The following is an 18,416-nucleotide window of genomic DNA, read 5'->3' on the forward strand; positions in this document are numbered from 1 at the left end:
CCCGCAATGACGCATCAGCCCAGCGGGGTGAGCAGGCGCGGGCCTTCCTGCGCACGACCCACCATGTACACACCGCCTTCGGGCAGCAGATCGCTTCCGGCGACCAGGGTTTCCTCGCCGGTCTTCCACGGTGCCTGCTGGCGCGGGCCGGGAATGTACGCGGTCCAGCGGCCGTAACGCTCACGCGAATCCTGGAAGGCGAAGCGCACCGGCACGCGCACGGTCCAGAAATCGCGATCCTTGTCCTCGCCGGTAGTGGGCGGGTTGAACGTCCAACGCTTGGCGCTATTGACGCTGGCCTTGGCCAGGATATCGCGCAGCTGGTTCATCGCGCGCGCGGTGCCAATCACGGTCAGATTGGTCTGCTCGGCGATCACATCGGCCACCCTGCCATCGCGGCCGACCTTGACCATCAGCATGACCGTGCCCTCTCCCTGCATGGTCACCGCCTGCGGTGGGTAATCCGGTCCCCGCAGTGCATTGCTGGTCACCCTGTCGGTACCGACCTCACGCTCGCCATCCACCTTGCTGAAATTGGCATCGACCAGGCGGACCCGCATGGTGCCCTCGGCAGCATTGTCGGCCATCAGCCGCAGGCGCACCGCAGTGCGTGCCTGCACGGGCGCGCCATTGACCAGCACCGGGTCGAAACGCCAGCCCTGCACGGCCTTGTCCACGAAATCGGCAATACCCACGTCGATCTTCTCGCGACGATCGAGCTGGAACCCTTCAACCTGGCCTTCGCGGCCGATGTCGATGACGCCGCTGAGGGTCATGCTGGCCTCGGCCTGCCTGCGTACCTCGCGCGCGGTCTGCGCATCGGCGGTATCGATCAGGACGACACCGCCCGACACCGCAAGGGCCAGTGCCAGGAAAAGAGAAGAACGCATCACAGCCACTCCTTGTGCATGAAGTTGATGAAGTCTGCCCCCCGGGCAGGGGCCGATGAAACGCGGGGGCGGTTGACCGGCATCATTGCTCGGCAAGCGGAGTCAACAGACGCAGCCCGCGGGTAGCGCTATCGACCATGTAGACGCCACCGGCCGGCAACAGGTCGGTACCGACCTGCGCGGCATCGTCGGTGGTGCGCCACGGGGCCTGCTGGCGTGGGCCGGGAATGTAGGCCTGCCAGCGGCCGTAAGGAGTGGGGGGTTGCTTGCTGCCCTTGTCGCTCAGCGCGAAGGTGACCGGCACGCGCACGGTCCAGAACGCCAGGCCTTTGTCCCCGCCGGAGGTCGGCGGAGTGAACGTCCACTTGCGGGCCTCGCTGATGCTGGCCTTGGCCAGCATGTCGCGCATCTTCTGCATCGCGTGCTCGGGTGCCACCACGCCCATGTTCACCTGTTCGGCGATGACGTCGGCAACCGCACCATCACGCTCGACCTTGACCAGCAGCATCACCTCGCCCTGTGCGCCGGCGCGGAATGCCGCCTCCGGATAGCGCGGAGGCCTCATCTGGTTTCCGGTCACTGCGTCGGTGGCCTTGTCGTCATACTCGCTGAAATCCACGCTGGTCATGCGCACTTCCGTGCTGCCATCGGCGCCGGGCCTGCCCAGCAGACGTACGCGCAACGGTGCATGTTTCGCCACGGGCTTTCCGTCCACCAGGGTAGGTTCAAACTGCCACCTGCGGATCGTGCCATCCACGAACGCGGCGATGGCCGGTGCGATAGACGCCTGCTGGTCCAGCACAAGGCCACTGACCGCGCCATCTGCAGCGACATCGATGTTGCCGGTCAAGACCATGCTGGCTTCGGCGGTGGCACGCACCGCGCGTGTGCTCTGCGCTGCCGCATCGGTGCTGGGCAGGGCGCCAGCCGAGCCGATCGCAAGCGCGAAGGCGAGAAACAGGGGAGAACGCATCATTGCCGATCCTTGGTGATGAAAGTGCCGAGATTACCCGAGTTCCTCGCCGTCGGCGCGGCCAATCACGCCAACCGCTGCGCAGCCGAATACGGTGGCGTGTCCGGATAATCGCCCGCCGCAAAGCGCGCCTGCAGCCCCTGCCACCAGGCAGGATCGAACAGATGACGATAGTGCTCGCGCACCGCTGCCAGTTCCTGCGCCGGCAAGCCCATGAACGGCCCGAACCGCTCGGGGAAAACATCGCGCGGACCGACATGGAACCAGGGCTCATCGGCCATCGCTTCTTCCGGAGAGCTTGGCTTGGGCCAGGCCCGGAATACGCAGTCGCTGACCAGGCACAACTCGTCGTAGTCGTAGAACACGGCACGGCCGTGGCGCGACACGCCGAAGTTCTTCGGCAGCATGTCACCGGGGAAGATGTTGTTGCGCGCCATGTCGGTGATCGCCTGCGCGTAGTCGAGTACCGCTGCGCGCACGGCCTCGCCAGCCTGTTCGCGCAGATAGAGATTCAATGGCCGGAAGCGACGCTGCACGTAGCACAACGCGATCTCCACCTCGTCGCCATCCACGCGCACGCTCTGCGCGCACTGCTGCAGCAGCTCGTCCAGCAGCACCGGGGCGAAGCGTTCGCGCGGGAAACGCAGATGCCGGTAGGGCTGTGCGTCAAGCAGGCGACCGACACGGTCGAGGTTGAACACCAGGGCGTACTTTTCCTCCACCTGCTGACGCGACATCGTCTTGGGCCAAGCGAAACGATCACGGATCAGCTTGAACACCAGCGGGTAGCTGGGCAGGGTGAACACCGCCATGACCATGCCCGGCGTGCCTTCGGCATGCGCCAGACGCTCGTTCGGGTGTTCATTGAAGTGGCGGAAGAACGTCCGGTAGCGCTCGGTCTTGCCCTGTTTGGCGCGTCCGAGCACGGTATAGATCTCGTCGATCGGCTTGCCCGGCAGCAGGCTGCGCAGAAACACCACCGCATCGCCAACCGTACCCAGGTCAGCCTGGAAGTAGCTGCGCGACACGCCGAACAGATGGGCAACATCGCGACGCCGGGTCAGCACGGCATCGGCGCGCAGGCCCTGGTCGTCATTGACCAGCGCGATCACGCACGGCGAGAAACGGTGTTCACCGAACACGCGCCCGACCAGATAGGCGCGGCGCTCGCGGTAGAACACGGTATCTAGCAGCTCGATGCTGCGTACCGGCGTGTCGCCCCAGTGCGCCAGATCGTCCTGCAGGCGCACGGCGATGGCGGCGGCACAGCGCAACTGGTGCGCATACGGAACATCGAAGCGGTAGTCGGCCAGCACCCGTTGCAGTGCCTCTACCGGCCGCGTCGGCGAGACCGCGTAGGTGTGGCGCGCCACCGGATGGGTGATCGCATCGGAGGGCTCGACATCGAAGGCGATGAACTCCACTTCCGGATCCACACCGCGGATGGCGAACAGCCGCCGCGACAGCGTGTTGTAGAAGGTCTTGTAGAGCTCGGCGTCGATCAGGCCCTGCAGCAGGGCACTGAAGTGCGCGTGCACCTGCAGCCACAGCGCGCGTTCGCTGATGGCGTGACCGGCCAGCCGCCGCAGCGCATCCATCTGCTCGGCGATGCACTGGTCGTACAGGGCGATGCGCTCCACCGCATCGTGGCGCGCCGCCGCCCAGTCGCGCTGCTGGAAACGCAGCCGGGCACGCGCCGTGATCGCGGCAAAGCGGGCGTGATACTGCTCGAAACCATCGCGGATGGCCTCGGCGATGCGCGGTGCCAGTTCGGTTGCAGTGACAGGATCGGACATGCACGACGTATCCGGGGAAACCGATCTCACCATACGCTGGCGTGGGGTAGCTTGTGTAGCGCCGAGCCACGCTCGGCTGCTGCTGCCTCAGAGAACCAGACAAACGCAACCATTCCTACAGACCCCGGGCGACTGCATTGCCTACTCTTTCAGGCCCATAACGGCATGAGGTGACGCATGCAGCAAATGACCCTGATCCCACGCATGGAGGAAGGCAACGTAATCCCGCAACGGGTACGCGACGGCTACATCAGCGCGACGGCGCTCTGCCAGTCAGTGGGCAAGCGCTGGTCGGACTATCGGTCGCTGAAATCCACCGGTGAGTTCATCGAGGAGCTGACCCTGCAGACCGGCCTCCCGGAGGACCAGCTCATCCATGTGGTGTCCGGGGGCAATGCGGCGATGCAGGGCACCTGGATCCACCCTTACCTGGCCATCAATCTCGGCCAATGGTTGTCGCGAAAATTCGCGGTGAAGGTGTCGCAATGGGTGGTGGAATGGCAGCAGGGCCGGGCGAACGCCGTCATGCCCGCCCACATCGAACGCTACATGCAGAACCGATCGAAAGTGCCCTACACGCATTTCTCGATGTTGAACGAGCTGACCCTGAACCTGATCGCGCCACTGGAGCAGGCGGGCTATACGCTGCCGCAGGAGCTGGTGCCGGACATCTCCGAGGGCCGGCTGTTCTGCAAGTGGCTGCGCGATCACAAGGGCATCGATCCCAACACCTTCGACACCTATGAGCACAGCTATCCAGACGGCCGCAACGTGCAGGCAAAGCTCTATCCGAACGAGCTCTACGAAGACTTTCGCCGGCACTTCAACGAAACCTGGCTCCCACTGCATGCGCCCAGATACTTTGCTGCGCGCGACAGGCAGGCGCTGACGTTCGTACGCACGCTTCTGCTGCCTTCGACATGACATCACAGCGGACCGATCCCTGGGCTGCCGTGCAGCACCAGGGATCGGTCCCACCGAGCCGGCTCAGATCGCCAGTTCGGCCTCCACGTCCTGCACCTTGCGCCGCGCCAGGGCGAGGTTGGACTTGGTCCGGTCCAGCACGATGTAGAAGAACAGGCCCTTCTTCTTCGCCACCGGGCGCATGATGTGATACGCCTTGCCGAGCGAGATCAGGATGTCCTCGATGCCATCGTTGAGGTTGAGCGAGGCGGCGGTTTTCATCTTCGCGCGGATCACTTCGGTGTTGCCGGCCGCCGCCACTTCCATGTCCATGCCCGAACCGGCCTCGCCCAGCAGCATGCCGCTTTCGTAGTCGACCAGCGCCACGGCCTGCGCGCCATCGATACCCATCAGTGCAGTCAACGAATCATTCAATCCAGCCACGTTGCACCCCTCTCAATGTTGGTTCGAGCCCCTCGTTCCCCTGCGGCCGGGCTCACGATCCGCTGAGTTCGGCCAGGATCGCCTGGCCACATTCCCTGCTCTGCCACAGCACCTGGCCGATCACGCTGCGCTGGTCGCAGGCCGCCATCAGCAGCAGCGGCGCTCGCCCCTCGGCCTGGATGGCCAGCATCAGTACCTTGCCGCCGGCGGCCTCCAGCATCAGCGTCTGCAGATCGCCCAGTGCCAGTTCGCGCCCCACTGCTGCAGCCAGGGCCAGCATCGCGCTGGTCATCGCCGCCAGGCGTTCGCCACGCCCCTCCGCACCAGCACTGACCAGGGCAAAGCCATCGACGCTGGCCAGCACCACGGTCCGCACCCCTTCCACCCGCTGCTGCAGGTCCTGCAGCAACGGCTGCAGGCGCTCGCGCTGCTGCGCGTCCGGCAACGGCGCGCCTTGTCCATCAGCCATGTGCGGCCACCAGTGCATGCGCTTCCATTTCGCTCATCAGTACGTCCATCAGCAGCAGTCCTTGTTCACGATCACGGGCATCCACCGCCAGCAACGGCAGCGGCTGGCCATCGAGCCGGGCGCGCTCGGCCCAGTCATCCAGTGCCGCTGCCGGCACCTGGTCAAGATGGGTCACCGCCACCACCAGGGCCAATGCCGGACCGAACGGGCGCAGCACTTGCAGGTAGGCGTCCAGCTCGGCGGCCACCCCGGCACGGCGCGCGTCCAGCAGCAACACCGCACCGCGCGCACCCTGCAGCAGGATCGGCCACAGGAAATCAAAGCGCTGCTGGCCAGGCGTGCCATACAGGCGCAGCCTCTCGCCGTTGGGCAGGTCGATATCGGCGTAGTCCAGCGCCACCGTGGTCGAAGCCTTGTCGGCACCCGCGCGGTCGCTGTTGGCTACGTCGGTGTCGACCACCGCACCGGCGGCGATGCTGCGTACCAATGTCGACTTGCCACTGCCCATGCCACCGAGCACCACCACCTTGTGCTCACGCATCGCGGTCACTCCCGCGCAGCGTGCGCCACAGGCGTGCGAGCAGGCCGTTGTCGGCATTGCTGGCACGCGCACCCGCCGGCGGTACTGCAGGTGCGACCTGCAGCTGCGCATAACCGCACAGGTAGGCGGCGTGGATGAAATCGCGCACGGCGGCGGCGGGAAGATCCAGCAGCATCGCGCATTCGTCCACCGTGCAGGCACGCTTGAGCAGCAGCGAACATAGACGGAAGCCATCGTGATCGTGGCCGAGCACGCGGAAGTCCGGCCAGCGCAGCAGCTTCACCGACGCCCCGCGCAGGCGCTCATCCAACGCCTGCCAGTGACGGCTGCGCTGCGCCCATTGCCACAGCAACGGACGCAACGGCAGTCGCGTGCGGTCACCCGCCAGTGCCTGCAGCTGCGCTGGCAGCAGCGCATCCAGATAAAGATGCTCGAAGCCGTGTGCCAGCCGCTCCACCAGCACCGTAGCCGGCTCGTGCAGCAGCACCGCCTGGTCCTGCTCCAGATCCAGCAGCAGCAGCGGCTCTGCGCCCTCGCCCAGCAGCGCCTGGCCCTGCCGCGATGGCAGCCGCTCGCGCAGCAGGCGGGTGATCGCATGCGCGCCGTCAGCCAAGCGGATCGGTGTCGCGTCGGTGCCGGTCTGCATGCCGCGCAGCGCCCGTCCTATCGCGCCATCATCCAGTACGTCCTGGCCGCCATCGCCCTCGCGCAACTGGCCGCCGAGGTCCTCGATCCAGCAGTGCAGCCGCGGGCGCTGCTGGCGCATGCGCAGTGCCGCGTTGCGCAGCGCTGGCGTATCGCGGATCACCAGCAGATCGCAGTCGTCCAGGTCCTGGCTGCGGCGGATCTGCCCGTCCGGCAGCGCCGAGGCCAGCCGCAGCCTCTGCAGCAGGGCCTGTTCGCCCTGGATGTCGGTTCCCACTACGAGCACGCGTGCCATCCGTGTTCCCCGTGCGACCACCTCCCCGGCGGTCTCGCATCGCCAAGGCTAGGCCATGGCTTGCCGCCATCGTCGTGATCGACTGCTCATATTGGTGGCAGTGGTGAACATGCATGCGTCCGTTCTGCGACGGCCATCGCGGGCAAGTTTCATGCCGTGTTGACGGCGTTCCGACAGATGACGGATTTCACGGTTCCGGGCCCGAGTACATCCACGCCATGGGTGGGGTCAGATCCCTCTGCGGTACAGAGGGATCTGACCCCAGGCCCGCAAAAAAGAAACCCGCGCCGGAGCGCGGGTTTCTTTCCAGGTCTCAACCGGGCGGCGATGAATCAGCCGCGCAGCTGCTCCAGCGCGGCATTGAAGGTCGCGCTCGGACGCATCGCGGCAGCGGCCTTGGCCACATCCGAACGGTAGTAGCCGCCGATGTCCACGGCCTTGCCCTGCACCGCGATCAGCTCGTCAACGATCTTCTGCTCGTTGTCGGCCAGCGCCTTGGCCAGCGGAGCAAAGCGTGCCTGCAGTGCGGCATCTTCGTTCTGCGCTGCCAGGGCCTGCGCCCAGTACAGGGCGATGTAGAAGTGGCTGCCACGGTTGTCGATGCCACCGAGCTTGCGCGAAGGCGACTTGTCGTTGTCCAGGAACTGGCCGTTGGCCTCGTCCAGTGCCTTGGCCAGCACGCGGGCGGCAGCGTTGTCGTAGCGGTTGCCCAGATGCTCCAGCGACGCGGCCAGGGCCAGGAACTCACCCAGCGAATCCCAGCGCAGGTAGTCCTCTTCGACGAACTGCTGCACGTGCTTCGGTGCCGAACCGCCAGCACCGGTCTCGAACAGGCCGCCACCGGCCATCAGCGGCACGATCGACAGCATCTTGGCGCTGGTGCCCAGCTCCATGATCGGGAACAGATCGGTGAGGTAATCGCGCAGCACGTTGCCGGTCACCGAAATGGTGTCCTCGCCCTTGCGGATGCGGGCCAGCGAGAAGGTGGTCGCTTCCACCGGCGGCAGGATGCGGATATCCAGGCCGGTGGTGTCGTGGTCCTTCAGGTACGTCTCGACCTTGGCGATGACCTGCGCGTCGTGGGCGCGGGCGGCGTCCAGCCAGAACACGGCCGGGGTGCTGCTCAGGCGCGCGCGTTCGACGGCCAGCTTGACCCAGTCCTGGATCGGCGCGTCCTTGGTCTGGCACATGCGCCAGATGTCACCGGCTTCCACGGCGTGTTCGAACACCACGTTGCCGGCCTCGTCGGTGACCTTGACCACGCCGTCGGCAGCGATCTGGAAGGTCTTGTCGTGCGAGCCGTACTCTTCAGCCTTCTGCGCCATCAGGCCGACGTTGGGCACCGAGCCCATGGTTGCCGGGTTGAAGGCACCGTTGCTGCGGCAGTCGTCGATGACAGCCTGGTACACGCCGGCATAGCAGCGGTCCGGAATGACCGCTTTGGTGTCCTGCAGCTTGCCTTCGGCATTCCACATCTTGCCGGAGTCGCGGATCATCGCCGGCATCGAGGCGTCGACGATCACGTCGCTCGGCACGTGCAGGTTGGTGATGCCCTTGTCCGAGTTGACCATGGCCAGGCCCGGACGCTGCGCGTACTCGGCCTGCAGGTCGGCTTCGATGGCGGCACGGGTGGCTTCGGGCAGCGACGGCAGGCGCGCGACCAGATCACCGATGCCGTTGTTGGCATCGAAACCGGCCTGCTTGAGCGTGTCGGCGTGCTTGGCGAGCACGTCCTTGTAGAACTCGTTGACGACCACGCCGAACATGATCGGGTCGGAGACCTTCATCATGGTCGCCTTCAGGTGCAGCGAGAACAGCACGCCCTGCGACTTGGCGTCTTCGATCTGCGCATCGATGAAGGCGGCCAGCGCCTTGCGGCTCATCACTGCCGCGTCGACGATCTCACCGGCCTTGACCGCGGTCTTTTCCTTCAGCACGACGGTGCTACCGTCCTTGCCGTGCAGGGTGATCTTCAGCGCGCCGGCGTTGGCCAGGGTGGCCGACTTCTCGCTGCCGTAGAAATCACCCGCGTCCATGTGCGCAACGTGCGACTTCGAATCGGACGCCCAGGCGCCCATGCGGTGCGGGTGCTTGCGGGCGTAGTTCTTCACCGACAGCGGCGCGCGCCGGTCGGAATTGCCTTCGCGCAGCACCGGATTGACTGCGCTGCCCTTGACCTTGTCGTAGCGCGCCTTGTAGTCGCGCTGCTGGTCGTCGGCCGGGGTTTCCGGGTAATCCGGCAGCGGATAGCCCTGGTCCTGCAGTTCCTTGATGGCGGCCTTCAGCTGCGGCACCGAGGCGGAGATGTTCGGCAGCTTGATGATGTTGGCGTCGGGGGTGGTCGCCAGCTGGCCCAGCTCGGCCAGGTCATCGTTGACCTTCTGCGCATCGCTCAGCAGTTCCGGGAACAGCGACAGGATGCGGCCGGACAACGAGATGTCACGGGTTTCCACTGCGATGCCCGCGGTGGAGGTATAGGCGTCGACGATCGGCAGCAGCGACTGGGTGGCCAGGAACGGTGCTTCGTCGGTCAGCGTGTAGAGGATCTTGGACATGGGGGACTTGGACTCTGTAGCAGTGCTCAGGGGAAGGCCGGCGCCAGCGCCGGGCCACGTGCAACCGTGTCACTTTCCCCGCCGCCGTCAGGGTGGGCGCGCGCCGGGGAAACCCCTGCATTGTCGCGTTTTCAGCCGCGCGGGGCAAAGCCGTGCCATACGCGGCGGTACTGCACGCCGGCAACGCTGTGATCCATCCACGCATGGCGTGGGTCTGCGGAAACATCGCCGCGCGAGGATCGGCCAGGTGTCTGCACCTGTAGATCCACGCCATGCGTGGATGAGGCGTTCCCGCAAAACCGCCAACAAAAAAGGACGCAGCCTCGCGGCTGCGTCCATCGTGAGTCCAACCGGGAGAGAGTCGGCGGGACTTACTTGACCTCGAACTCCTGCGGCGTTCCGGCCGCCTTACCATCAACCATGACTTCGGCGCGGTACTTGCCGGCCGGCCAGCCATTGGCATTCTTGAAGGTGATGTTGGTGGTCTCTGCACCGCTGGTGTTCAGGGTTGCGTTCTGCTCACCGGCCACCTGGCCATCCTGGAAGGTCAGCTTGGCGCCGACGGTGACATTGTTGGCCGCGCCATCGGTCTTCACCGAGACGATGACATCGTCCTTCGGCGCGAACAGGGCGGCCGTGGTGACCGACTTGTCAGCTGCGGCGGTCTTGCCGACAGTGACCGCCGATACCGCTACGGCCGATGCAGCCATCGGCGGCGGTGCGCCGGTCATCGGCGCGGGCGCCTCGGCCGGCGTGGTTGCCGCCGGAGCCGCGTTGTTGTCTGCGGTTTCTTCCTTCTTCTTGCAGCCCACCAGGGCGACGCTGCCCAGCAGCGCGGCCAGCAGGGCATTCTGAAGCGGGGTCGTCTTGATCATTCGGGATTCCTCCAAGGATTGTTCGGACGGCGATTGGATCGCCGGTATTACTTCGGCGGCAGTTTCAGGGTCTGGCCCGGGAAGATCTTGTCCGGGTCGTCGAGCACATCGCGGTTGGCTTCGAAGATCTTCTTCCAGGCGTTGGCATCGCCCAGGTGCTGCTTGGCGATCTTCGACAGCGAATCACCCTTCTGCACGGTGTAGGTGCCACCGCTGACCACCTCGGCGGTACTGTCCACCGAAGCACTGACGCCGGAAAAGTCCGCCTTGGGGACCTGCTGGGCGGTACTGTCGACGCTGCCACTGACGCCGGAGAAATCGGCTTTCTTCTCGGTACTCATCCACACACTCCCGTCTGTATGACTACATGGCTGGCACGGTGTCATAGAGGTTGTTAAATGGGGATGGTGCCGATGTGAAGCCGCCCCCCGGGGCGGCTGAACAATCGGGGCCCAACCGGTTTGCCGGGCCATGCCGGGCGGCTCCGTATGGGGCCGCTGCGCTCGCCGGGCATGGCCCGGCGCTACCTGTAACCGCCTGCGGCGGTTACTGCCGCAGTTCGCGGTAGGTCGCGGCCGGGGCGGCAATGCCAGGGCTGGCGCGCCACGGGTTGATGTCCAGGCCACCGCGACGGGTATAGCGGGCTTCGACTTCCAGCCACTGCGGCCGGCAGCGCGCGGACACTTCACTGAAGATGCGCTCGACGCACTGCTCATGGAACTCCGCGTGCTCGCGGTAGCTGACCAGGTAGCGCAGCAGGCCGGCACGATCGATCTGCGGGCCGCAGTAGCGCAGGCTGACAGTGGCCCAGTCCGGCTGCCCGGTGACCGGGCAGTTGGACTTCAGCAGGGCCGAGACCAGGGTCTCCTCCACCAGCGCATCGGCGTTGGCCGACAGGTAGTCCGCCTGTGGCGGGCCATAGCAGTCGATGTCCACCTCAAGGCCGTCGATCGACTCGCCCAGCGGTGATTCGCGCAACGCCGGCAGGCCGAACGTGACCTGGACCGGGGCGCCGGCGCAGGCCGACAGGTCGGCGACGAGGCGCTCGCGCAGGGCTTCGGCACTGTCGATGCAGGTGCTGTTGAGGGAGTTCAGGTACAGCTTGAACGACTTCGATTCGATCAACCGCGGCGACGTGCACGGCACCTGCACGGTGGCGACGGCGACCTGCGGTTTGCCACGCGGGTCAAGCCAGCTCAGCTCGAAGGCGTGCCAGCGGTCATGGCCGACGAAGGGCAGCGCGGCCTCGTCCAGACCGATCTCGGCACGGGCGCCGACGCGCGGGATGGGAAACAGCAGGCCGGGATCGTACTGCGACGGGTAACTGACCTCGCGACCGAGGCTGGAATCCTGTGGGGTGTTCATGGTGCTTATTGTATCGCGCGCAGAGCGGGCCTTCGGCCGGGGCGGCCAACGGCGGAGCCCCTCCGTGGTGGGGTTGGTTGGTCGCGGGAAGCCCCAACTCCCGGGTGCGGGCCGGGCGGGTGGGGCTGGCGGGGACGCCGTGAATCCGTCCTTGGAGGCTTAGCCGCGCCATCCATGGCGCGGATACCCCGCCACCCCCCCCCGCCCGGCCCCCAGACACATTTCTGCCGCCGATCCACCACGGGAAAGATCAGAAAAATCAAAATCAAAAACCGATGCTTCAGACGTTCATGATGTCCGCCGTGTCGACCAAGGTCGACACCTACCAAAGCAGGATGTCGTTCCGACAGCTGCGGGAAGCTGTCGAAGGCGGGGTGGGTCCGGTTGCGGGGGTGTCCGCGGCATGGATGCCGCGGCCAAGCCCCCATGGACGGGTTTACGGCGTCCCCCGCAACCGGACCCACCCCGCCATCCCACGGATAGCCCGCTTCTGCTGTTGCTGTTGCTGTTGCTGTTGAGGTTGCCGGCCAGCGGCCGGCACTACCGCTTCGGCGGGTGCAGGGCGCAGCCCTGCCGGAAACCCTCAACCCGCCGGGGTGCCCGCACCATGCAGGTAATCCAGGCTCACCTGCAGCAGCGCACGGAATCCGACATCCAGCGCCTTCTCATCCAGCAGGAACTTCGGCGAATGGTTGGCCGGCGCCGTCGCCGGGTCGATGCCCACGCTGGTGGAACCGACGAAGAAGAACATGCCCGGCACTTCCTTGGCGTACAGCGAGAAATCCTCCGCGCCCATCTGCAGCGGCGGCTCGTACACGTTGTCCTTGCCCACCACCGCCTGCAGGCTCGGCAGCATCTTCGCGGTCAGCGCCGGGTCGTTCACCGTGGCCGGGTTGCCTTCCGATTCGTAGATGTCGGTCACCGCCTTGGCCCCATGCGCGGCAGCGGTGTGATCGGCCACGTTGCGCAGGTCGGCGAAGATCTGCTGGCGCATGCCTTCGTCGAAGGTGCGGATGGTGCCGACCATCTCCACTTCATCGGGAATGATGTTGTAGCGGATGCCGCCGTTGATCGCGCCGAAGGTCAGCACCGCCGGCTGCTTGGACAGGTTGGCGCGGCGGCTGACGATGGTCTGTGCGGTGCCGATCAGATCAGCAGTGGCCACGATCGGATCCACGCCGTTCCACGGTGCCGAGCCATGGGTCTGGCGGCCGATCACCTTGATGCCGAAACGATCGGACGCGGCCATCAGCGGGCCACCGCGCACCGCGATCTGCCCTGCCTGCACGCTGGAGAACACATGCAGGCCGAACACCGCCTCGGGCTTGAAGTCGGCAAACAGGCCTTCCTTCAGCATCAGCGCCGCACCGCCCTCTTCCGGCGGCGGCGCACCTTCTTCGGACGGCTGGAAGATCAGCATCACCTGGCCCGGCAGGTCCTTCTTCATCGCCACCAGCGCTTCGGCCACGCCCAGCAGGGTGGCAGTGTGCGCGTCATGGCCACAGGCATGCATCACGCCTACGGTCTGCCCGCGGTACTGCGCGGTGGCCTTGGAAGCGAACGGCAGGCCGGTCTGCTCGGTCACCGGCAGTGCGTCCATGTCCGCGCGCAGGGCGATCTTCGGGCCCGGCTTGCCGCCTTCGATGATCGCCACCACGCCGTGGTGGGCAATGCCGGTCTTCGGCTTCAGGCCCATCGCGCGCAGGCGCTTGGCGACCTCGGCGGAGGTGCGTTCCTCGCGATTGGACAGTTCCGGGTGCTGATGGAAATCGCGCCGCCATTCCACCACCTTGGCCTGCAGGCGCTGTGCGGCAGCGGTCACTTCCGGGCGCTGCGCGTCCTCGGCGTGGGCAAGGGCCGGCAGGGCCAGCAGCAGGGCGGACAGCAGCAACGAACGGCGCATCTCGATCTCCACGGAAGGGGTCTGCACCTGAATGTAGGGCAACCTTGCCGTTACGGGAACCTCCAGCGTCGTCCATCTGTCTGAGCGCCCGTCCCATCCGTCATGCAGGAAACCCGGTGGGCCACAGGTATGCTTTGTGCATTGCCACCCGGGGTGCCACCCCGTCCAGCCCTCTTGGAGTCTTGAATGTCACGTGTTTGGAAGATCGTGCTGCTGGTCGTGGCGGTGCTGGTGCTTGCCGTGGTCGGCCTGCGCGTACTCGGTGGCGGCAAGGACAAGGCTGCCGGGCAGCAGGCAGGCGCCGGCCAGGGGGGGGAAGATCCCGATGCCGGCCCGGTGCCGGTGACCGTGGTCGATGCTGCGCGCCAGGACGTGCCGGTGTATGCCAGCGCACTGGGCACGGTGACCGCGATGAACACCGTGACGGTCAGCCCGCAGGTGGGCGGCCAGCTGATGAGCCTCAATTTCCGCGAAGGCCAGGAAGTGAAGAAGGGCGACGTGCTGGCGGTGATCGACCCGCGCACCGCCCAGGCCAGCTATGACCAGGCCGTTGCATCCAAGCGCCAGAACGAAGCCCTGCTGGCCACCGCACGCTCGAACTACCAGCGCTCGAACGCGCCGGAGTACCGCCAGTTCGTGGCCAAGACCGATCTGGATACACAACGAAACCAGGTGGCACAGTACGAAAGCGCAGTGGCGGCCAATGAAGCCAGCATGCGTTCGGCGCAGGTGCAGCTGCAGTACACCCGGGTCACCGCGCCGATCACCGGTATCGCCGGCATCCGCGCAGTCGACGCCGGCAACGTGGTCAACGCCGGTACCGCACTGGTCACCCTGACCCAGATCCATCCGATCCACGTGCTGTTCAACCTGCCCGAACGCCAGCTCGGCGACGTGCGCCAGGCGCAGGCCGCCGGCAGCGTGCCGGTCGCAGCGCTGGACCGCGCCGATTCGCACGTGCTCAGCGGCGACGGCAAGCTGGACGTGGTCGACAACCTGATCAGCGCCGACAGCGGCACCTTCAAGGCACGCGCGGTGTTCGACAACACCGACAACGGCCTGTGGCCGGGCCAGTTCGTCAATGTGCGCATGCAGCTGCGCACCATCGGCGGCGGCGTGGTGATCCCGACCCAGGCAGTGCTGCGTGGCCCGGACGGCGAGTACGTCTACGTCGTGCAGGGCGACAACACGGTGAAGATGCAGACCGTGCGCAGTGGCGTGGAAGTGGGCGACAGCCAGGTGCAGATCGCCGAAGGCCTGAAGGGCGGCGAGCGCGTGGTCAGCGAAGGCCAGTTCCGCCTGAAGCCGGGCAGCAAGGTGACCGCGCTGAAGCCGGGCGAAACCCCGGCCGCACCGACCGAGGCCGAACTGAAGGCCGCCGAACAGAAGAGTGGCGGCGGCCGCCGCGGTGGTGGCCCGCGCTGAGCGCAGGCCCCTGCTCTTCCCCGCGCCGGCGATCCCGCCGGCGCTGCCATTGAAGTGCCAGCAAGGATCAGTCCGTGGGCTTTTCGACGATCTTCATCCGCCGCCCGATTGCCACCTCGCTGTTGATGGCGGGCTTGTTGCTGCTGGGCATCCTCGGTTACCGCAAGCTGCCGGTGTCGGCGCTGCCGGAAATCGATGCGCCCAGCCTGGTGGTGACCACGCAGTACCCCGGTGCCAACGCCACCACCATGGCCTCGCTGGTGACCACGCCGCTGGAGCGCCAGTTCGGGCAGATCTCCGGGCTGGAACTGATGACCTCCGATTCCTCGGCGGGGTTGTCGACGATCATCCTGCAGTTCTCGATGGACCGCGACATCGACATCGCCGCACAGGACGTGCAGGCGGCGATCCGCCAGGCCACCCTGCCCTCGTCGCTGCCGTACCAGCCGGTCTACAACCGGGTGAACCCGGCCGACGCGGCCATCGTCACCCTCAAGCTGACCTCCGATACGCGGCCGCTGCGCGACGTCAACAACTACGCTGACTCGATCCTCGCCCAGCGCCTGTCGCAGGTGCAGGGCGTGGGCCTGGTGTCGATCGCCGGCAACGTGCGTCCGGCCGTGCGCATCCAGGTCAATCCGGCGCAGCTGTCCAACATGGGCTTGACCCTGGAAGAGCTGCGCAGCGCGCTCACCCAGGCCAACGTCAATGCGCCGAAGGGCTCGCTGAACGGCAAGACCCAGTCCTACAGCATCGGCACAAACGACCAGCTGGCCAGCGCCGCCGAGTACCGCGACACCATCATCAGCTACAAGAACGGCCGCCCGGTGCGTCTGTCCGACGTGGCCGAAGTGATTGATGGCGTGGAGAACGACCAGCTGGCGGCATGGGCCGACGGCAAGCCGGCCGTGCTGCTGGAAGTGCGCCGGCAGCCGGGCGCCAACATCGTGCAGACCGTCGAGCGCATCCGCGCGCTGCTGCCGCAGCTGCAGGGCGTACTGCCGGCCGACGTGCACCTGGAGGTGTTCTCCGACCGTACCGAAACCATCCGCGCCTCGGTGCATGAAGTGCAGTTCACCCTGATCCTGACGATCGGCCTGGTGGTGGCAGTGATCTTCGTGTTCCTGCGCCGGTTCTGGGCCACCATCATTCCCTCGGTGGCAGTGCCGTTGTCGCTGGCCGGCACCTTCGCGGTGATGGCCTTCACCGGCATGTCGCTGGACAACCTCTCGCTGATGGCGCTGGTGGTGGCCACCGGCTTCGTGGTCGACGATGCGATCGTGATGATCGAGAACATCGTGCGCTACATCGAACAAGGCAAGAGCGGCAAGGAGGCGGCCGAGATCGGTGCGCGCCAGATCGGCTTCACCGTGCTGTCGCTGACGGTTTCACTGGTGGCGGTGTTCCTGCCGCTGCTGCTGATGCCCGGCGTCACCGGCCGCCTGTTCCACGAGTTCGCCTGGGTGCTGAGCATCGCCGTGGTGCTGTCGATGCTGATCTCGCTGACGCTCACCCCGATGATGTGCGCCTACCTGCTCAAGCCCGATGCGCTGCCCGAGGGCGAAGACGCGCACGAACGTGCGGCCGCGGCCGGCAAGCAGAACCTGTGGACGCGCACCGTCGGCCTGTATGAGCGCAGCCTGGACTGGGTGCTGGAACACCAGCCGCTCACCCTGGCCGTGGCCGCGGCCGCGCTGGTACTGACCGTGCTGCTGTACGTGCTGATTCCCAAGGGCCTGCTGCCCGAGCAGGACACCGGCCTGATCACCGCCGTGGTCCAGGCCGACCAGAACATCGCCTTCCCGCAGATGGAGCAACGCACCCAGCAGGTGGCCGAAGCGCTGCGCAGGGATCCGGACGTGACCGGCGTATCGGCCTTCATCGGTGCTGGCAGCATGAACCCCACGCTCAACCAGGGCCAGCTGTCGATCGTCCTGAAAGAGCGCGGCGAACGTGATGGGCTGGAAGACATCCTGCCGCGCCTGCAGAAATCCGTCGCCGGCATTCCCGGCGTGGCGCTGTACCTGAAGCCGGTACAGGACGTGACCCTGGACACCCGCGTGGCCGCCACCGAGTACCAGTACTCGCTGTCGGACGTGGACAGCGCGGAAGTCGCGCTGCAGGCCAACCGCCTGACCCAGGCGCTGCGCCAGCGCCCGGAACTGGCCGACGTCGACAACAACCTGTCCAACCAGGGCCGCGCACTGGAACTGAACATCGACCGCGACAAGGCCAGCGTGCTGGGCGTGCCGATGCAGACCATCGACGACACCCTCTACGATGCGTTCGGCCAGCGCCAGATCTCGACCATCTTCACCGAGCTCAACCAGTACCGGGTGGTGCTGGAAGTGGCGCCGCAGTTCCGCACCAGCACCGCGCTGATGGAACAGCTGGCGGTCGCCTCCAACGGCGCCGGCGCCCTCACCGGCACCAACGCGACCAGCTTCGGCCAGGTCACCTCGTCCAACTCGTCGACCGCCACCGGTATCGGTGCACAGAACACCGGCATCACCGTCGGTGCGGGCGGCATCATCCCGTTGTCGGCGCTGGCCGAGGCGAAGGTCTCCAGCGCGCCGCTGCTGGTCAGCCACCAGCAGCAGCTTCCTGCGGTGACGGTTTCCTTCAACGTCGCGGCGGGCTATTCGCTGTCCGATGCGGTCAAGGCCATCGAAGAGACCAAGGCCAGCCTGGACATGCCGGCGCACGTGCATGCGCAGTTCATCGGCAAGGCCGCCGAATTCACCGGCAGCCAGACCGACGTGGTGTGGCTGCTGCTGGCCTCGCTGGTGGTGATCTACATCGTGCTGGGCGTGCTGTACGAGAGCTACATCCACCCGATCACGATCATCTCGACCCTGCCGCCGGCCGGCGTCGGTGCGCTGCTGGCATTGATGGTCTGTGGCCTGAGCCTGTCGGTGGACGGCATCGTCGGCATCGTGCTGCTGATCGGCATCGTCAAGAAGAACGGCATCATGATGGTCGACTTCGCCATCGAGGCGCGGCGCACCGGCGCCAACGCGCGCGAAGCCATCCGCCGCGCCTGCCTGCTGCGCTTCCGCCCGATCATGATGACCACCGCTGCAGCCATGCTTGGCGCGTTGCCGCTGGCGCTGGGCACCGGCATCGGCTCGGAACTGCGTCGGCCGCTGGGCATCGCCATCGTCGGCGGCCTGCTGCTGTCGCAGCTGGTAACCCTGTACACCACGCCGGTGATCTACCTGTACATGGAACGCTTCTCGGAATGGCTCGCCCGTCGCCGTGAACAGCGTGCGCTGCGCGATGGCACGGTGCAGGAGCCGCAGGCATGACCCTGGCCCCGCACCTTCGGGGGGCTGCA

15 protein-coding genes are annotated in these 18,416 nt (G+C 66.3%); 3 read left to right on the forward strand and 12 right to left on the reverse strand.

Going from position 1 to position 18,416, the window contains the following annotated elements; genetic code table 11:
* Nucleotides 1–14 precede the first annotated feature (14 nt).
* The 3 genes from CR918_RS17270 to aceK form a co-directional block, all read right to left on the reverse strand.
* Nucleotides 15–890, reverse strand: a complete 876-nt coding sequence (locus CR918_RS17270) for an energy transducer TonB (protein ID WP_312308373.1) — start codon at nt 888–890, stop codon at nt 15–17.
* 82 nt (nt 891–972) lie between these two features.
* A complete protein-coding gene (locus CR918_RS17275) occupies nt 973–1,866 on the reverse strand; it encodes an energy transducer TonB (RefSeq protein WP_099843913.1) in 894 nt (297 codons plus the stop codon).
* A gap of 62 nt (nt 1,867–1,928) precedes the next feature.
* A complete protein-coding gene (gene aceK, locus CR918_RS17280; RefSeq protein ID WP_099843915.1) occupies nt 1,929–3,659 on the reverse strand; it encodes a bifunctional isocitrate dehydrogenase kinase/phosphatase in 1,731 nt (576 codons plus the stop codon).
* 177 nt (nt 3,660–3,836) lie between these two features.
* Here aceK and CR918_RS17285 point away from each other — a divergent pair, with 177 nt between their 5' ends.
* Nucleotides 3,837–4,583, forward strand: a complete 747-nt coding sequence (locus tag CR918_RS17285) for a KilA-N domain-containing protein (RefSeq protein WP_025878602.1) — start codon at nt 3,837–3,839, stop codon at nt 4,581–4,583.
* Nucleotides 4,584–4,646: 63 nt separating this feature from the next.
* On the opposite strand, the gene CR918_RS17290 is transcribed toward CR918_RS17285, so the two are convergent.
* The 9 genes from CR918_RS17290 to CR918_RS17330 form a co-directional block, all read right to left on the reverse strand.
* Nucleotides 4,647–5,006: a hypothetical protein gene (locus CR918_RS17290; protein ID WP_025878601.1), complete on the reverse strand. Its 360-nt coding sequence runs from the start codon at nt 5,004–5,006 to the stop codon at nt 4,647–4,649.
* A gap of 52 nt (nt 5,007–5,058) precedes the next feature.
* The gene (locus CR918_RS17295) at nt 5,059–5,475 is read right to left on the reverse strand and encodes a roadblock/LC7 domain-containing protein (RefSeq protein ID WP_032976421.1); all 417 of its coding nucleotides are present in this window, start codon (nt 5,473–5,475) and stop codon (nt 5,059–5,061) included.
* The gene (locus CR918_RS17300) at nt 5,468–6,016 is read right to left on the reverse strand and encodes a GTP-binding protein (protein WP_025878599.1); all 549 of its coding nucleotides are present in this window, start codon (nt 6,014–6,016) and stop codon (nt 5,468–5,470) included. The genes CR918_RS17295 and CR918_RS17300 overlap by 8 nt, the downstream gene beginning before the upstream one ends.
* Entirely contained in the window at nt 6,009–6,956 is a 948-nt protein-coding gene (locus tag CR918_RS17305; RefSeq protein WP_099843916.1) for a hypothetical protein, read from the reverse strand. Before CR918_RS17305 ends, CR918_RS17300 begins: the two co-directional genes overlap by 8 nt.
* A 332-nt stretch (nt 6,957–7,288) precedes the next feature.
* Nucleotides 7,289–9,511, reverse strand: a complete 2,223-nt coding sequence (locus CR918_RS17310; protein WP_099843918.1) for an NADP-dependent isocitrate dehydrogenase — start codon at nt 9,509–9,511, stop codon at nt 7,289–7,291.
* Between the two features lie 371 nt (nt 9,512–9,882).
* Nucleotides 9,883–10,386, reverse strand: a complete 504-nt coding sequence (locus tag CR918_RS17315; protein ID WP_025878596.1) for a hypothetical protein — start codon at nt 10,384–10,386, stop codon at nt 9,883–9,885.
* A gap of 47 nt (nt 10,387–10,433) precedes the next feature.
* Nucleotides 10,434–10,727, reverse strand: coding sequence for a LysM peptidoglycan-binding domain-containing protein (locus tag CR918_RS17320; protein WP_025878595.1), 294 nt, complete (start codon nt 10,725–10,727; stop codon nt 10,434–10,436).
* A gap of 205 nt (nt 10,728–10,932) precedes the next feature.
* Nucleotides 10,933–11,751, reverse strand: a complete 819-nt coding sequence (queF, locus tag CR918_RS17325) for an NADPH-dependent 7-cyano-7-deazaguanine reductase QueF (protein ID WP_099843920.1) — start codon at nt 11,749–11,751, stop codon at nt 10,933–10,935.
* Between the two features lie 583 nt (nt 11,752–12,334).
* The gene (locus tag CR918_RS17330; protein WP_025874644.1) at nt 12,335–13,654 is read right to left on the reverse strand and encodes a M20 family metallopeptidase; all 1,320 of its coding nucleotides are present in this window, start codon (nt 13,652–13,654) and stop codon (nt 12,335–12,337) included.
* 186 nt (nt 13,655–13,840) lie between these two features.
* Between CR918_RS17330 and CR918_RS17335 the strand changes: the two genes are divergently transcribed.
* Nucleotides 13,841–15,079 carry an efflux RND transporter periplasmic adaptor subunit gene (locus CR918_RS17335; RefSeq protein WP_032976663.1) on the forward strand — a complete coding sequence of 413 codons (1,239 nt, stop codon included), beginning with the start codon at nt 13,841–13,843 and terminating at the stop codon, nt 15,077–15,079.
* A 74-nt stretch (nt 15,080–15,153) separates the two neighbouring features.
* Nucleotides 15,154–18,387: an efflux RND transporter permease subunit gene (locus CR918_RS17340; RefSeq protein WP_025874642.1), complete on the forward strand. Its 3,234-nt coding sequence runs from the start codon at nt 15,154–15,156 to the stop codon at nt 18,385–18,387.
* The last annotated feature ends 29 nt before the right edge of the window (nt 18,388–18,416 follow it).

This window comes from Stenotrophomonas indicatrix, from assembly GCF_002750975.1.
Taxonomy (GTDB): domain Bacteria; phylum Pseudomonadota; class Gammaproteobacteria; order Xanthomonadales; family Xanthomonadaceae; genus Stenotrophomonas; species Stenotrophomonas indicatrix.

What these genes read in the sequence shown, in the direction of transcription:
- CR918_RS17270 (WP_312308373.1), bottom strand. Translation starts at nt 890, where the DNA reads ATGCGTTCTTCTCTTTTCCTGGCACTGGCCCTTGCGGTGTCGGGCGGT.
- CR918_RS17275 (WP_099843913.1), bottom strand. Translation starts at nt 1,866, where the DNA reads ATGATGCGTTCTCCCCTGTTTCTCGCCTTCGCGCTTGCGATCGGCTCG.
- aceK (WP_099843915.1), bottom strand. Translation starts at nt 3,659, where the DNA reads ATGTCCGATCCTGTCACTGCAACCGAACTGGCACCGCGCATCGCCGAG.
- CR918_RS17285 (WP_025878602.1), top strand. Translation starts at nt 3,837, where the DNA reads ATGCAGCAAATGACCCTGATCCCACGCATGGAGGAAGGCAACGTAATC.
- CR918_RS17295 (WP_032976421.1), bottom strand. Translation starts at nt 5,475, where the DNA reads ATGGCTGATGGACAAGGCGCGCCGTTGCCGGACGCGCAGCAGCGCGAG.
- CR918_RS17300 (WP_025878599.1), bottom strand. Translation starts at nt 6,016, where the DNA reads ATGCGTGAGCACAAGGTGGTGGTGCTCGGTGGCATGGGCAGTGGCAAG.
- CR918_RS17305 (WP_099843916.1), bottom strand. Translation starts at nt 6,956, where the DNA reads ATGGCACGCGTGCTCGTAGTGGGAACCGACATCCAGGGCGAACAGGCC.
- CR918_RS17310 (WP_099843918.1), bottom strand. Translation starts at nt 9,511, where the DNA reads ATGTCCAAGATCCTCTACACGCTGACCGACGAAGCACCGTTCCTGGCC.
- CR918_RS17315 (WP_025878596.1), bottom strand. Translation starts at nt 10,386, where the DNA reads ATGATCAAGACGACCCCGCTTCAGAATGCCCTGCTGGCCGCGCTGCTG.
- CR918_RS17320 (WP_025878595.1), bottom strand. Translation starts at nt 10,727, where the DNA reads ATGAGTACCGAGAAGAAAGCCGATTTCTCCGGCGTCAGTGGCAGCGTC.
- queF (WP_099843920.1), bottom strand. Translation starts at nt 11,751, where the DNA reads ATGAACACCCCACAGGATTCCAGCCTCGGTCGCGAGGTCAGTTACCCG.
- CR918_RS17330 (WP_025874644.1), bottom strand. Translation starts at nt 13,654, where the DNA reads ATGCGCCGTTCGTTGCTGCTGTCCGCCCTGCTGCTGGCCCTGCCGGCC.
- CR918_RS17335 (WP_032976663.1), top strand. Translation starts at nt 13,841, where the DNA reads ATGTCACGTGTTTGGAAGATCGTGCTGCTGGTCGTGGCGGTGCTGGTG.